Below are 14,830 nucleotides of genomic sequence, written 5' to 3'. Positions count from 1 at the left end.
TTGGAGATAGAATGAAAAAAAATATTTTCGGAGTTTTTTGTGATTGATTTATGAGAACAGAAAAGTTCCGGGAACACATTGTACGAATTATGGAGGTTTTGGGGCATGGATAGGATTCGACTGAATGCTTCGGAGTGGATGGATTTCCGGAGTGGAGAAAAGAAGTGTTTTTTGCTGACGAACGGACTGGGAGGTTATTGTTCGCTGACGGTGATGGGGAATGCGGCGAGGAATGATCAGGCGCTGTTGATGGGGGCACTGAAGGCGCCTACGGTGCGGGAGCATCTGATTTCGAATGTCTGGGAGACGTTGGAGGTGGATGGAGAGGAAACGGAGCTGTTTTCACAGGAGTTTGTGAATCGGACGCAGAATGTGGAGGGGTTTCGGTTTCTGGAAGGATTTGAGATGGGGAGTCTGCCGGTATGGTTTTACCGGGTGAAGGGGATTGAAATTGAGAAGACGATTGGGATGGTTCAGGGGGAGAATACGGTTCTTGTCCGGTATCGGGTGAGAAGTGGGAAGAAGGGGAGTTTTTCGGTTCGGCCGATGATGCGGTTTGCGGCGAAGGGAGAGCAGCTGCAGGAGGGGCAGAATTTTGCGGTGGACCGGAAGTGCATTGCGAGTAATGGTGTGATTCTTTCTTATGGAACGAATGGGGAGCTTCAGATGGAGAAGGAGAGGATCTGGAGGGATTTGTTTTTTGAGCAGGATGCACGGGATGGAAGAGATGGTATCGGAAGTGCTGTCGTGAATCATCGGATTCGGTTTGAGATGACGGGAGACGGCAGGGAGCAGGTCTTTTTTGTTGTGTATAGTCTCGCGGATGATGTGGATAAGTGGGATGAGGAAAGGATTGCGCTGTGGATAGAAGAGGAAGAGAAGCGGCAGGAGATGATTGCGGAAAAGTCCGGGATTTCTGATCCGGTGGGAAAGCGGCTGGCGGTGAGTGCGAGTCAGTATATTACGGAACGTGCATCGACAGGTGGGAAGAGTATTATGGCTGGTTTTCCTTATTTTGCGGACTGGGGGCGGGATACGATGATTTCGCTTCCGGGATGCACGCTGGCAATTGGGGAGTATGAGGAGTGTAAGAGCATTCTTCGGACCTTTATGGCGTATACAAAAGAAGGACTGATGCCGAACCTGTTTCCGGAGGGGGATGCGCTTCCGATGTATAATACGGTGGATGCGGCACTTTTGTTTCTGGATGTGGTGTATGAGTATTACCTTGAGACAGGAGATGTGGAGTTTGTACGTGAGGCGTTTCCGGTGATGGAGGATATTGTGTTCTGGTATCAGAAGGGAACGGATTTCCATATTAAAATGGACAGTGACGGGCTGATTATGGCCGGGGGCGGTCTGGAGCAGGTGACGTGGATGGATGTGCGGATTGAAAAGGAACTGCCGACACCGCGTCACGGGAAGCCAGTGGAGATTAATGCATACTGGTATAATGGTCTGAGGATTCTGGAAGAGCTGGCACCGTTTGTCGGAAAGGATGGATCGGCGTATGGGAAGCTTGCGAAGCAGGTGAAGAAGAGTTTTCTCGAAAAGTTCTGGATGGAAGAGGAAGGATATCTGAAGGATGTGCTGAACGGCACGTATGAAGAGAAGCAGTTCCGATGCAATCAGGTCTTTGTGCTGGCGCTTCCGTTTCAGATGGTGAGTCAGAAGCAGGGGCAGCGGATCTTACAGGCGGTCAAAGAAAAGCTGTATACGACAGCAGGACTGCGGTCATTGGAGATGGAGGATCCGGCGTTTCATCCATGGATCGGCGGAAGTCAGCCGGAGCGTGACAGAGCATATCATCAGGGGACAGTCTGGGGATTTCCGCTTGGGGCGTATTTCCGTGCGGTGCTGAATTATTTCCCGAAGGAGGGAAAACAGGAAGTGCGCCGCGGACTGGACCGTCTTGCGAGCTGGATGCAGGAAGGATGCCTGTTTCATCTGGCGGAGATTTATGATGGTGCGGCGCCGGTGATGTCGAAGGGCTGCTATGCGCAGGCGTGGAGTGTCGGAGAGATTCTGCGAGTTTACAAAGAAATGGAGGGAAAGAAGATGAATGCGGTGGTGAAAAGAACGCCGGCGGAGTGGAAAAGTTTTTTTGAATCGGAAGAATTTGTGGAAAACTTTACGTATGAAGGGGATGACCTCGGTGTTTCGGTAAAAAAGAGCGGGGAATGCGATGAAAACTGGCAGATGCCGAAAAAGGATGAACAGTTTGTGACAGAATGGAAGCTCTGGGCGCCGACAGCGATGGAGGTTTCGCTGGAGCTGTTTTCCCGCGGCAGCAGCCGGGAGAACGGGGACCGAAAAATAGCTTCGCTTGCGATGACACGCGGCGAAAAGGGTGTCTGGAGCTGTGCAATGCAGGGAGCCTGGTATGGAACGTATTATACGTATCATATCCTGCACTCGGATGGTGTCTTTGATACGACAGATCCGTACGGCGTGGCTTCCGGTATTGATTCGGAGCGGAGCATGGTGGTGAATCTTGCAGAGACGGACCCGGCAGGCTGGGAGCAGGATGAAAGGCCGGAAATCCGGCCGGAGGATCGTTGTGTGTATGAGCTTCATGTGAAAGATTTTTCGAGTGATCCGCATTGCGGTATTTCGGATAAACACCGTGGAAAGTTTCTGGCGTTTACGGAAGAAGGCACGACGCTGAACGGCGACGGGATTCATGCGACGGGGTTCGATTACCTGAAATCGCTTGGCATTTCTCATGTGCATCTGCTTCCTGTTTTCGATTTTGGCAGTGTGCCGGAAGATGATGCGGAAGCGTTTAACTGGGGATATGACCCGGTGCAGTACAATGTGCCGGAGGGATCCTATGCAACCGATCCGTTCCACGGGGAGGTACGTATCCGGGAAATGAAGGAAATGGTTCAGGCGCTGCATAAGGCCGGCATCGGTGTGATTATGGATGTGGTATACAATCATACGTACAATCTCGATTCGCCGTTTCAGAAAACAGTTCCTTACTATTATTATCGTGAATGGGAGGACGGCACGATTTCCAATGGCTCCGACTGTGGAAACGAGACGGCAAGTGAGCGGGAGATGTTCCGCCGCTTTATGGTTCACTCGGTTTGTTACTGGGCGAAGGAATATCATATCGACGGTTTCCGCTTCGATCTGATGGCACTGCATGACACGGAGACCATGAATGCGATCCGCACAGCTCTGAACCGGATGCCGCGCGGCGAGGAGATTCTGGTTTACGGTGAACCGTGGAAAGCAGCGGCAAGCGCAATGCAGGAGGGATATTTCCCTTCGGATAAACAGAATATCGGAAAGCTGATGGATGGCATTTCCATGTTCTGTGACGATACGAGAGATTCCATCAAGGGAAGTGTTTTCATTGCCGCAGAGGGAGGCTATGTCAATGGAAAAGAGCGTCTTTCCGCAGGAATACTTTCCGCGACAGACGGCTGGCTGGACGGAAAAGGAGCCTACGAGCCGCGCAATGCGAGCCAGCTGATTCCGTATGTGTCGGCACATGATAATTATACACTGTGGGATAAATTAAAACTGTCCGATCCGAAGCGGAAGGAGGATGCGGAGCCGGATTTTGACAAGATGGATGAGCGGACGCTTTCGATGAACCGTCTGGCGGCGGGCATTGTGATGACCTGCAAGGGAATGCCGTTTTTTCAGGCGGGTGAGGAATTTGCGCGCACGAAGCATGGCGAAGGAAACAGCTTCAAATCGTCGTGGCAGCTCAACAAAATTGACTGGACACGCGCCTTAGAGCAGGAAGAGCTGGTGGACTATTACCGTGGTCTTCTCGCTCTGCGCCGAAAATTTCAGGCATACGGAACGTGCGAGCCGGACTGTAAAAAGACATTTTTCCGTGAAAACCAGATCGCAGGTTACGAACTGGAATACCCGGATGGCCGCGCAGTCTGCGTCTTCTACAATCCATGGGAAAAAGAAGCTTTGCAGAAACTCCCGGAAGGAAACTGGAAACTGCTCTGCGATGGAAAACGCTGTGCAGAGGATGGAGCAGAGATGAAAGAAAGCATGATGCTTCCGGCAAAATCGATGGTTCTGCTGGCGCGGGAGTAAAATTGTAAATTTTGTCCCTTTTTGTCGGAATGCTGTCTGCGGAAACGGGCATCGATCATTCTGCCAGGCGGCGAGCGGGAATCAATTGTTTTTCGTTTAACAGAAAAATGCACTGTGGAATTGTCCGACGACGTTCCACAGTGCATTTTTATGTTTATGTGAGCAATGAGTCAGGATCTGTGCTTACATGAGATCCTGGCGGTATCTAAGAGTTCGGATCATTATTCGTCCACAACTTCCAGTACATCCATCGGGCAGGCTTTCGCGCAGATACCGCAGGCGATACATTTGGAAGCCGGATTTCCCTCGGTTTTTACGATCAGGCCAAATGGACAGGCCTTCGCACAGGCTCCGCATCCCGTACATTTTTTCTTGTTGATCATGTAAACGCCCTTCGGGTTCTGGGTGATGGCGCCTTCCGGACAGGCCTCGGCACATTTACCGCACTGCGGACAGGCGATCGGGCGAACAGCCTTTTTCTCTACGATCTGCAGACATGCCTTGTCCGGATCAAATACCTTATAAAATGCCTCAGAACATGCTCCCACACAGGCAAGACAAGCCATACAGGTGCTGCCTTTTTTTACTTTCAGTTTTTTCATTTTGTTTTATCCTCCGCTTAAAGATGTTGTTTTTCCTATTTTACCATTTTTGAACTTTTTTCTCAATGATATTTCCGGAATTTGCCATCTTTTTCCTGCTTGCGGTTTTGCTTCCGTTTCGCATGGCTTTGCACAGATACAAAAAATCTTAAGAAAGCAGACGGAAAAAAAGTAGTTTTTCTTCGGAAAATATACAAAAAGAAAAATCGGAAATTTGTTATGATGAAAAGGAAGAATGTACTCTCAATCAGCTCACAAAATCAGGCACAGAAAGATTTTGGGAGTACACCATAAGATCGGGAGGGGGATTTTTCATGATCCGTGAAGACAATACACTGGAATGGCAAGAGACAGCAGAACAAAAAAGAATGACACAAAGAAGGATAATACAAAGAAGAGAAAGAGCACGGAGACGAAAAAGAAAGGTATGGCGGATCCGCGGGCTGCTATTGCTGTTCGGCTGTCTTCTGTTTTTGGGCGGTGTGCGGCGCTTCCGGCAGAATCCGATCCAACGGTATGCGAAAGCAAACGGCATTTCAATGGATCAGTACCCGGAGGAGCTGTTGTCGCTTTACGAGAGAAACAATGAGACGGAGACGTTCGTCGAAGAATATCCGTTGAAAAAAGAGGAGGAGCCGGAGATTGACCTGAGCGACCTGTCATCCGCATCGGAGGTTCCGCTTCTCTTGCAGTGGGATCAGAGATGGGGCTATCACCGATATGCCGGTGAAGTGATGGGATTAAGCGGCTGCGGACCGACAGCACTTTCCATGGTTGCCATTTTCATGACCGGCGATATCACAAAAAATCCGCGCTGGGTCGCCGATTTTGCCTCACAGAACGGCTATGCCGTAGACGGCAGCGGAACCGCCTGGTCTCTGATGCTGGAAGGAGCCCGGCAGATCGGCCTTTCCAGCAAAGAAATCCCTGTGGAACGGGAACGGGTGGAAAACAACCTGCAGGCCGGAAACCCCATCATTGCCCTGATGGGACCCGGGGAGTTTACCAGCAACGGTCATTTTATCGTTCTTACCGGATTGCAGAATGGCAGACTGAAAATCAACGACCCAAACAGCAGAAAAAATTCCGAAAAAACCTGGGATATCGATCAGGTGCTGGAACAGACAAAAGCGGTATGGGTATATTACAAATAATAAAATAGAAGACATACCCATCAAAGCCTCCGAATACACTGTAAAAACAGCGTCTTCGGAGGCTTTTTGTGAGGGACTATATCGAAGAGCGTGCTGTGGAGACAGCAATTTACATGATTGAGACGAAAGCGACCGTACGGCAGACGGCGAAAAAATTCGGAGTGAGCAAAAGTACCGTGCATAAGGATCTGACATCACGTCTGGTACAGGTGAATCCGGGTCTGGCGGCAGAGGCGAGGAAAATTCTGGATGTGAACAAGTCTGAACGCCACATTCGCGGCGGCATGGCAACGAGAGAAAAATATCTGCATCAGAAGCAGAAGTGAACGAAAGTGAAACAAAGAAGCTCTTTCCTAATTGCCTCAAATAGGGTATGATAGAGAAAGAAAATTACGAAAACAGAGGGAATTTTATGAACGATTATATCCTGGAAGTCTGCGTGGACTCGGCGGAGTCGGCGCTTGCGGCGGCAAAAGGCGGGGCAAGCCGGCTGGAGCTGTGTCAAAATCTGGTGATCGGCGGAACAACGCCGAGTCCGAAGCTGTTTGAGGTGATCCGCAGACAGACAACCATTCCGATTCATGCATTGATCCGCCCGCGGTTCGGGGATTTCTGCTACACCCCATATGAATTAGAAGAAATCCGCGAGGAAGTCGCGATGTACCGCGAACTTGGTGCAGAGGGCGTTGTGGTCGGTGTACTGAAAGAGGATGGAACGATGAATATGGCGGCAATGGAACAGCTGATGGAGGCAGCCGACGGCATGTCCGTGACGCTGCACCGCGCGTTTGATGTCTGCCGCGATCCCAAAGAAGCGCTTGAGCAGGCGGTATCGCTTGGTATGAACACCATTCTCACCTCCGGTCAGCAGAACAGTGCGGTAAAAGGAGCAGAGCTTCTCGCCGAACTGCAGCGCCAGGCGGCGGGACGCATCCGTATTCAGGCGGGCGGCGGTATTTGCGCGGATGCGATCCGCGAGCTGTATCTGAAAACCGGCGTGACCGCCTACCACATGTCCGGAAAAATCGAACTGGCGAGCCCGATGCAGTATCGGAAAGAAAATGTGAACATGGGACTTCCATCCTTAAGCGAATACACCCTCTACCGCACCGATGTTAAAGCCGTGCGCAGCGCGAGAGCGGTACTGGAAGAACTTTAAGAAAATAAAAAAAGAAAAGAAAAGGACATAACATTATTATGAAAGCAAATACCATCAGCGGCCAGCGGCAGTATGCGTTCGTCAGCCAGTTTAACTACATCCGCGAAGCCGGAACGAAAGGCGAAGAAAAAGCAGCCTGCCGGATCGAAAAAGAACTTTCTGAAATCGCAGAAAAATGGGGGCAGGGCGAATTGCAGATCCGCCGCGAGCCGTTCGAGATTGAGACATGGCAGGTTGACGAAGCTGTCTTTACGGTCACAGAGCCATATGAGAAAACATACACCGTCCGCGGCTGCTTCGCGGCAGCCAATACCGCTCCGGAAGGCGTGGAGGCACCATTCCTCTACGTAGAAAACGGCGACCCGGTCAGCCTTTCCCATGCAGAAGGGAAAATCGTCCTGATCAACGGCGGTGCCAATGCAGAAAACTATGAAAAACTGGAAAAAGCAGGAGCCGTCGGATTTCTGATCCTGACCGGAACGCCGCTGGACAAAGACGAGGACCGTCTGCCGGACTACCGCACCCTGCGCGGCGTAAAAAATCCGAAACTGCCGTGCGCCGTCATTCATTATCTTGATGCGATGGAACTGGTAGAACGGGGAGCGAGCCGTGCACGCCTCGTTTTACAGCAGAAAAAAATCAGGAGAACGTCGAAAAATATCATCCTGCGCATCACGGGAACCGAGCAGCCAGAGGAAATCCTGACGCTGACGGCTCATTACGATTCCGTTCCGCAGGGACCTGGTGCATACGACAACATGGCGGGCGCAGCGATCATCATGGAGCTGGCACACTACTTCGCCGAAAACCGCCCGAAACGGACACTGGAATGCATCTGGTTCGGCGCGGAGGAGCTGGGTCTCTGCGGAAGCCGGGCATATGTGAAAGCGCACGAAGCCGAGCTGGCGCAGCACCGCTTCAACATGAACGTCGACCTCGCCGGACAGGCCATCGGCGGAACCGTGCTTGGCGTGGCAGCAACGAAAGAGGCATGCGACGCGATCATGGAGCACTTAAAACAGGCGGACAAAGGCGTATCGCTCATCAACAACATCTGGAGCAGCGATTCCAACACCTTCGCATGGAAGGGCATCCCGGCGATGACGCTGAACCGCGATGGTTTCGGCATGCACACCTGCCACGATACGATCGACTGGATCTCCGCCTGGTCACTGAACCGGAGCGCCGGTGTCCTGGGCGAAATCGCCGAGTATCTGGCGGATGCAGAACCATTTCCATTTGAAAGAGAAATCCCGGCAGACTTTGCGGAGAGATTAAAAGTTTATTTTGGAGAATAAAAAGGAGAGAAGATCATGAGCAAAAAACCAGTATTAGTCATCATGGCAGCAGGAATGGGAAGCCGTTACGGCGGATTAAAACAGATTGATCCGGTTGACCCGTACGGAAATATGATTATCGACTTTTCCATTTATGATGCAAAACAGGCAGGCTTTGAGAAAGTCATCTTTATCATCAAAAAAGCCATCGACGAGGCATTCCGCGAGGGCATCGGCAAGCGAATTGAGAAATACATGGATGTAGAGTATGTTTACCAGGAACTCGACGTTCTCCCGAAAGGCTACGAAGTGCCGGAAGGCCGCGTCAAACCGTGGGGAACCGGTCATGCGATTCTCTGTGCGGCAGAAGCCATCGACGGCGCACCGTTCGCCGTCATCAATTCCGATGATTATTATGGAAGAACGGCATTCGAGGAGATCTACCGCCAGCTGACAACCGAGCAGGACGGCGCGACCTATCAGTACGCGATGGTTGCCTACGACCTGTACAAAACCCTGACCGACAATGGCCACGTAGCCCGCGGCATCTGCACCGCAGACGATCAGAATCACCTTGTCGGCATTCATGAGCGCACAAGAATCGAAAACCACGGCGGACAGGCCGAATACACCGAGGATGACGGCGCAACCTGGACCGGATTGCCGCAGGGAACCGTCGTTTCCATGAACCTCTGGGGCTTCACACCGAGCATTCTGATCGAGCTGAAACGCCGCTTCCTGCCGTTCCTCGAGAATGTATACAAAACCAACCCGTTAAAAGGCGAATACTTCCTGCCGTTCGTTGTCGATGAACTGCTGCAGGAGAAAAAAGCGGAAGTCACCGTACTCCGCTCCTATGATAACTGGTACGGCGTAACGTACAAAGAAGACAAAGAAAATGTCATGGCAGCACTGCAGAAATTAAAAGACGAGGGCCGTTATCCGCAGAAACTGTGGGAAGAATAACAAACGAACGGTACTGGGAAATTTTCTCCATGAGTGCATCTTTCGCAATGAAAAGAAATCCTGTATAATGGATGGAAGGAAATGCAAGGAGAATACCAATGGATACCTTATATATTGTAATACCAGCCTATAATGAGTCGGAAAATATCAAAAGAACGATCGAGGAATGGTGTCCCGTCGTGGAGAAGCATAACGGCGGCGGTGCGTCCCGTCTTGTGATCATCAACGACGGAAGCCGCGACGATACGTATGAAATTGCTTCAGCAGAGTGCGAAACCCACCCGTTGCTCACCGTGCTGACGAAGCCAAACGGCGGCCACGGTTCCACCGTTCTGTACGGCTACCGCTATGCACTTGAAAACGGTGCGGACTATATCTTCCAGACCGATTCCGACGGTCAGACCGATCCGGAGGAGTTCGAAAAGTTCTGGCAGATCCGCGAGGGCTACGACGCCATTTTCGGAAACCGCACAAGCCGCGGCGACGGCTTTTCCCGCGCTGTCGTGGAAAAAGTGCTGTGCGCGGTGCTCTGGACCTATTTCCACGTATCCGTGCCGGATGCAAATGCCCCGTTCCGTCTGATGAAAACAGACTACGTGGCCGAGTATCTGCCGCTGATGCCGGAAAACTACAATCTGCCGAACGCACTGATGACTGCCTTCGGAGCGTATTTTCACCGGAAAATCCGTTTCATCCCGATCAGCTTCAAGCCGCGTCAGGGCGGAACAAATTCCATCAACATCCGTAAAATCGTAAAAATCGGCCGTCAGGCGCTGCACGATTTCTGTGAGATTCAGAAAGCGGCTGCGAAAAAAAGAGGATAAAAAATAATATAAGAGAAGGAACGTATCCCATGTTTCATGAGATACGTTCCTTCTTTTTGTATGCTTATTTTTTATTATGGACCTTATTTTTAATAGAAGCGATGCGATCTTTCCTGATTCATGGAATCCTTTAGTGCCAGAAGTGATTCGATCAGGATCAGAAGCAGGATCACAGCAATCATGACTGCGAGGATCTGATTTGTTCGCTGATGGAACCAGGAGCCGATTCCTGTGTGTGCAGTCTGTGTATTCTCGGCCTGTGCGGCATTTTCAAGAGCTGCAGTTTCCGAAGTAAGAATCTGTGCATCCGGGTCTGTTGTTCTGCCAGATGGTACAATCTGCGTTGCAGCTGGAAGCTGGCTGGAAGAAGTAACAGCGGATGCGGTAACTTCCGGGTGGATGGTGGAAAGATCAACTTCTTCGTCTTCTGTAACAACTGCGCTGGCAATCGGTTCTGCTGAGATCGGTTCGGATGCAGGAACCTGTTCCGGTGCGGTTTTGGATGCAGGAGCTGCGGTTTCCAGAAGAATATTTTCCTGTGCCGGCTGTTCCGAAGCAGATGGCTGTACCACGGTCGGGGTTTCTGCCGGTGCGGATGGCTGTTCCGGAACGGATGGTTCTGGAGCGGCCGGTTCTTCCGGAACTTCCGGTGCAGATGGCTCTTCTGGAAGAGATGGCTCCGGGTCAGTTGCCGGTGTTTCCGGGATTGCGGTACAGTAAACAAGAGAAGTCATCGCCGCCGAAGAATCCGTAATCACAACGGAACCGCCATTGGAAACGGCCTGTCCATTAACATAGAAGGAAATCTGATCCATATCCAGTGTGTAGCCAGGTTCCGTAACCATCGATACGGAGAACGTTCCGTTTACTTCCTCGACCGGTTCGCTGTTCTGATACAGGACATAGGAACCATCATCGGAAAGATATGACATGGTGACCGGCGCATCCATTGTGGAATCCTGAAATGTCAGGGCAGCATCGGTAAAAGCAAGAGCCGCCTGATCGGTGTTCAGATAGAATTCCAGGTCCTGTGCATCGTAATGGGTGAAGTGAATGGTAATTTCACCGGCGTCTGTATTTTCTGCACTTGGAACTGTCTCGGCTGCTGCCGAATACGGAGCGGAAAAAAATAATCCGGCCGCCAGGAGGCCTGCCATTCCGAATCTCAGAATCAAATTTCCTGTGTGTTTTTTCGTTGTCTGTGTGCTGTGTAACATATGACATCCTCCTTTCACCTGATCGGTTTCTAATGTCGGTCTGTTTTATTTTCCTGCGGTAAGTTTCACGTATAAATTGAAAGAAAAATAATTGATAAAATATAAATTTTCTTTCTTTTTAAAGATTATACCATATGTAGAAAGAAATATCATGTAAAAATAAAAAGTTAAAAGAAAATTTGAAAATGCGTCAAAAGTGGAAAAGGTTTGTAATGCATGTCGAAAAATAGAAAAAGAACTGTCACAATTTCTTAAAAAATATTTGCGGAAAAAGAGGGCAGAAAGGGTAGAATGTGAAACAAAAGCAAAATAAAAAGAAGGAAACAAGACACGGAAAAGTATTCCAGGCAGGCCGCATGCAGAAGAAAAAGTGGGAATAAAAACCGATCCAATTCGTCAAAAAAGCGGAAAAGTGGTGAAAAATTGTGGGTTCTATGAAAAAAACGATGGGAAAAGACAGGAATGTTGTCGAAATATTCTAGTTGACAAAAAGATGTAACACTGGTAGAATCGGTTTGTAACAAGATGTAACAAAAACGTAATAATTGTTCAGGAGGTAAGTATGACATTCAAAAAAAGTTATGTGCCGGGCATCCTGGGGAGCGTGCTCACACTGACTGTCATCATGGCTGCACCCGTAAAAGCAGAGACAAAGGAAGAAACCATTTTAAATAAAACAGACTGGAGCACAATGGCTGCAGCAAACGTAGAAGGATATGTCAACATCCGCAGCGAGGCAAACGCAGATTCCGAGATCGTCGGAGTTCTGATGCCGGGCTATGCGGTTACTGTAACAGAAAAAGGAGACGAGTGGAGCAAGATCTCTTCCAATGGTGTAGAAGGCTACATAAAGAATGAATATCTGGTATTTGGGGAAGAGGCAAAAGCACATTACCGCAATATGTGCGGTATCACCGGAGTTGTTCAGGCGGACAGCCTTCGTGTCCGTGAGGCAGCATCCACAGATTCCGCGCAGGTTGGAACACTGACACAGAATGGTGAAGTCAGCATATTCGGCGAAGAGGCTGACTGGTATCAGATCCAGTACAGCGGAAGCAGCGCATACGTTCATGGAGACTATGTGACACTTTCAGAGGAGTTAAAAGGTGCTGTTTCCATGGAGGAATACCAGGCATCACAGGCCTGTGCGGCAAGCAGCGCAGCAGCAGCCTCCACAGCAGGCAGTGCATCGGTAATTTCCGCAGACAGCAATGATGTGGCAATGCTTGCAGCACTGATCGAGTGCGAGGCAGGCGGCGAGAGCTACACAGGAATGGTGGCAGTCGGAGCGGTTGTAGTAAACCGTGTCAACAGCGGTTCCTTTCCGAACAGCATTTCCGGCGTTATTTATCAGGGTGGACAGTTTACACCGGTTGCGACCGGAACATTCCAGAGCGTGCTTTCCCGCGGAGCAAGAAGTGACTGTTATGCAGCTGCACAGGCAGCACTTTCCGGCGAGAGCCCGGTTGGCGGATGCCTGTATTTCAACAGCGGCTACGGCAGCGGAATTCAGATCGGATATCAGCATTTTTATTAAAAACAGGCGTGGAACCTTTGCAAGGGGATAGGCGGAGGGAGCATGCATTTCCATAGATTGTGATCGGTTCAAAGTCATGAAAAATGAGATGGAATCGACGGTATAGAAAAAAGAGTAAGTGAACAAGGGGAGACGTTCACTTACTCTTTTTTTACTCTGAAACAAATACTACCGGATAGTCAAAAAGTGCAGACCATCCTTATGGAGTTTTACAGGAAATGTTGTTGGATTTCCAGTTACGGGACATCGTTATTTTCAAAAATTTTCAACAGCTTGGTTTTCTGGTTATCGGCGCGGAAGTCTGCTAATGTCTGACGCAGTGTTGTATGGCGGACGCGGTAGGTATTGGAGAGAAAACAGAAAAAAGTGATTCCCCAAAATACCGGCCAGAGCAACACACATTTATGAAGCTTGGAAAATCGAAGCTTCATCTGAACATGCCCTTCGTGGAACCAGGCACGGACACCGGCGTGCCGGTAAGAGCCGCGGCTTACGATTTTCCGCTCCGTGTCACTGCCAAAGTCGCCGTCTGCGAGAATTTGTTCCAGAAAGGCAGCACAGTCAGCGGCAGAAGAACGGATCTGCGGGTCAATCGAAGCGGAAAGACCGAAATAAAGATGGCAGGATCCGAGAATCAGCTCATAAAGATGAAAAATTTTTGATTCCCGGCACCAGGAGTGGATTTTCTCAAAATCAATCTCAGATGCATACTGCTTCAGATACAAGGTAAAATCGCAGAGCAGACGGCTGCCGAAACCACTGTAGAGATAGTGTTTGAGCATATGGTGCAGCATATAAAATACATTTTCCGTGGGCGGAAGAACAGGGTAGGTCTGACCGTAAAGTTCCACGAAAGACGGCTTCAGATGATCCGGGGAGAAGATCTCATCTATCAGCTCGTTGGCACGGGCAAACTGATAGATGCCAACGATACGGTAATGGAGTTCCAGGGTAAAGGAACGGCCGGTTTCCGGAAAGGTAAAGCGGTAGGTAACATGATGATCACTGTCTTCTGGCTCCTCTGTGTATCCATTCGTCTCGAGAATACGACAGGCACGGGAAAAAGCCTCTTTTTCGAGAATATAAAGATCCAGATCTCCCAATTTTCGGTATTCGGGAACAGGATAATTGGCGGCGAGGCTCATACCCTTTAAGAGGAAACAGGGAATCTTCTCTGCAAGGAGGAGCGAAAAAGTAAGGCGTGTGAAATGTTCCAGCTGATAATAGGAGAGCAGCATCTGTTTTGTCTGCTGTTTTATCCCGGAAAACGATGGCTGCTGTTCAAAATAAGGCAGAAGAAAAGGAAGTGAACAATGTTTTTCTGCCAGACGGTACAAAGCAGCGGTATCCACCCCATCGAGTGGGATCGGTTCAGACGAATCGGTGCATAAATTTTTCAGAATCTGTAGATAAACGGTATCAAGCGGCTGCATGAGAGACTCCTTTGAAGATTTTTTGTGAAAAGAGAGATATGGTTCAGTATACCACAAAAATGCCGAAATTTGAGCGATAAAATAAAAAAATATTACAGATAACGATAAAAAATAAAATAAAGTTTACAATGAAATAAGTTGGGGCTATAATAAATCTGTTAGTACAGCATTTCATAAACAGCTGTATCAAACACTCAGACAAGTGTAGGGTATAGTCATTTTGAAATGTTCTGGAATGATGGCTTTTCCCACCATCGGGAAGAAAAACGTAAGTGAATGGAGAGAAAGATGACCAGAAAAGGTGAGTTTGTACTCAGACAACTCGCAGATGAATATATTCTGATTCCTTATGGGACAACGACAGAAAAAATGAATCGGGTACTTACCCTAAGTGAAACTGCGGCTTTTATTTATGAACAGACAGGTGATGCCGCGTCTGAGGAGGAGATTGCCAGACGGCTTGGAGAAGCTTATGATGTGCCGGCGGAGGACGTGCAGGAGGATGTAAACGCCGTGCTGCAGACATTGCAAAATTGTGGGGTTCTGGAGTGTGCCTGAAAAACGAAAAATCATTTTCGTAATCTGCAAAA

Annotated in this window: 12 protein-coding genes; 9 read left to right on the top strand and 3 right to left on the bottom strand. The window is 49.4% G+C overall.

Features of this window, described 5'->3' with window-relative positions:
• Window positions 1-105 precede the first annotated feature (105 nt).
• Window positions 106-4,071 carry a type I pullulanase gene (pulA, locus tag DWY63_RS06190; RefSeq protein ID WP_117801634.1) on the top strand — a complete coding sequence of 1,322 codons (3,966 nt, stop codon included), beginning with the start codon at window positions 106-108 and terminating at the stop codon, window positions 4,069-4,071.
• Between the two features lie 221 nt (window positions 4,072-4,292).
• On the opposite strand, the gene DWY63_RS06185 is transcribed toward pulA, so the two are convergent.
• Window positions 4,293-4,673, bottom strand: a complete 381-nt coding sequence (locus DWY63_RS06185) for a 4Fe-4S binding protein (protein ID WP_022463049.1) — start codon at window positions 4,671-4,673, stop codon at window positions 4,293-4,295.
• Window positions 4,674-4,987: 314 nt separating this feature from the next.
• On the opposite strand from DWY63_RS06185, the gene DWY63_RS06180 reads away from it, so the two are divergent.
• From DWY63_RS06180 to DWY63_RS06155, 6 genes are all read left to right on the top strand, one after another.
• Window positions 4,988-5,827 (top strand): C39 family peptidase, encoded by an 840-nt coding sequence (locus DWY63_RS06180; protein ID WP_117801633.1) that lies wholly within the window; start codon window positions 4,988-4,990, stop codon window positions 5,825-5,827.
• 68 nt (window positions 5,828-5,895) lie between these two features.
• Window positions 5,896-6,153 (top strand): sporulation transcriptional regulator SpoIIID, encoded by a 258-nt coding sequence (gene spoIIID / locus DWY63_RS06175; RefSeq protein WP_055220903.1) that lies wholly within the window; start codon window positions 5,896-5,898, stop codon window positions 6,151-6,153.
• 86 nt (window positions 6,154-6,239) lie between these two features.
• Complete coding sequence (locus tag DWY63_RS06170) at window positions 6,240-6,986, top strand: copper homeostasis protein CutC (RefSeq protein ID WP_117801660.1); 747 nt, start codon at window positions 6,240-6,242, stop codon at window positions 6,984-6,986.
• A gap of 38 nt (window positions 6,987-7,024) precedes the next feature.
• Entirely contained in the window at window positions 7,025-8,284 is a 1,260-nt protein-coding gene (locus DWY63_RS06165; RefSeq protein WP_117801632.1) for a M20/M25/M40 family metallo-hydrolase, read from the top strand.
• Window positions 8,285-8,299: 15 nt separating this feature from the next.
• On the top strand, window positions 8,300-9,229 hold the full coding sequence (locus DWY63_RS06160; protein WP_117801631.1) for a nucleotidyltransferase family protein: 930 nt from the start codon (window positions 8,300-8,302) through the stop codon (window positions 9,227-9,229).
• A gap of 98 nt (window positions 9,230-9,327) precedes the next feature.
• On the top strand, window positions 9,328-10,053 hold the full coding sequence (locus tag DWY63_RS06155) for a glycosyltransferase family 2 protein (RefSeq protein ID WP_117801630.1): 726 nt from the start codon (window positions 9,328-9,330) through the stop codon (window positions 10,051-10,053).
• An 89-nt stretch (window positions 10,054-10,142) separates the two neighbouring features.
• On the opposite strand, the gene DWY63_RS06150 is transcribed toward DWY63_RS06155, so the two are convergent.
• The gene (locus DWY63_RS06150) at window positions 10,143-11,270 is read right to left on the bottom strand and encodes a hypothetical protein (RefSeq protein WP_117801629.1); all 1,128 of its coding nucleotides are present in this window, start codon (window positions 11,268-11,270) and stop codon (window positions 10,143-10,145) included.
• Between the two features lie 562 nt (window positions 11,271-11,832).
• Between DWY63_RS06150 and DWY63_RS06145 the strand changes: the two genes are divergently transcribed.
• Window positions 11,833-12,807, top strand: coding sequence for a cell wall hydrolase (locus DWY63_RS06145; protein WP_117510153.1), 975 nt, complete (start codon window positions 11,833-11,835; stop codon window positions 12,805-12,807).
• Window positions 12,808-13,043: 236 nt separating this feature from the next.
• Here the strand turns inward: DWY63_RS06145 and DWY63_RS06140 are convergent, their stop codons facing one another.
• Complete coding sequence (locus tag DWY63_RS06140; protein WP_117801628.1) at window positions 13,044-14,240, bottom strand: nucleotidyltransferase domain-containing protein; 1,197 nt, start codon at window positions 14,238-14,240, stop codon at window positions 13,044-13,046.
• A gap of 288 nt (window positions 14,241-14,528) precedes the next feature.
• On the opposite strand from DWY63_RS06140, the gene DWY63_RS06135 reads away from it, so the two are divergent.
• On the top strand, window positions 14,529-14,798 hold the full coding sequence (locus DWY63_RS06135) for a PqqD family protein (RefSeq protein WP_158555018.1): 270 nt from the start codon (window positions 14,529-14,531) through the stop codon (window positions 14,796-14,798).
• Window positions 14,799-14,830 lie beyond the last annotated feature (32 nt).

The organism is Blautia sp. AF26-2, assembly GCF_003460955.1.
In the GTDB taxonomy this organism is placed as follows: domain Bacteria; phylum Bacillota; class Clostridia; order Lachnospirales; family Lachnospiraceae; genus Fusicatenibacter; species Fusicatenibacter saccharivorans.
Note: the sequence above shows the minus strand (reverse complement) of the source record. Positions and strands in the feature narration are given on the sequence as shown.

What these genes read in the sequence shown, in the direction of transcription:
- DWY63_RS06145 (WP_117510153.1), top strand. Translation starts at nt 11,833, where the DNA reads ATGACATTCAAAAAAAGTTATGTGCCGGGCATCCTGGGGAGCGTGCTC.
- DWY63_RS06165 (WP_117801632.1), top strand. Translation starts at nt 7,025, where the DNA reads ATGAAAGCAAATACCATCAGCGGCCAGCGGCAGTATGCGTTCGTCAGC.
- DWY63_RS06155 (WP_117801630.1), top strand. Translation starts at nt 9,328, where the DNA reads ATGGATACCTTATATATTGTAATACCAGCCTATAATGAGTCGGAAAAT.
- DWY63_RS06160 (WP_117801631.1), top strand. Translation starts at nt 8,300, where the DNA reads ATGAGCAAAAAACCAGTATTAGTCATCATGGCAGCAGGAATGGGAAGC.
- DWY63_RS06150 (WP_117801629.1), bottom strand. Translation starts at nt 11,270, where the DNA reads ATGTTACACAGCACACAGACAACGAAAAAACACACAGGAAATTTGATT.
- DWY63_RS06135 (WP_158555018.1), top strand. Translation starts at nt 14,529, where the DNA reads ATGACCAGAAAAGGTGAGTTTGTACTCAGACAACTCGCAGATGAATAT.
- DWY63_RS06185 (WP_022463049.1), bottom strand. Translation starts at nt 4,673, where the DNA reads ATGAAAAAACTGAAAGTAAAAAAAGGCAGCACCTGTATGGCTTGTCTT.
- DWY63_RS06180 (WP_117801633.1), top strand. Translation starts at nt 4,988, where the DNA reads ATGATCCGTGAAGACAATACACTGGAATGGCAAGAGACAGCAGAACAA.
- DWY63_RS06140 (WP_117801628.1), bottom strand. Translation starts at nt 14,240, where the DNA reads ATGCAGCCGCTTGATACCGTTTATCTACAGATTCTGAAAAATTTATGC.
- DWY63_RS06170 (WP_117801660.1), top strand. Translation starts at nt 6,240, where the DNA reads ATGAACGATTATATCCTGGAAGTCTGCGTGGACTCGGCGGAGTCGGCG.
- pulA (WP_117801634.1), top strand. Translation starts at nt 106, where the DNA reads ATGGATAGGATTCGACTGAATGCTTCGGAGTGGATGGATTTCCGGAGT.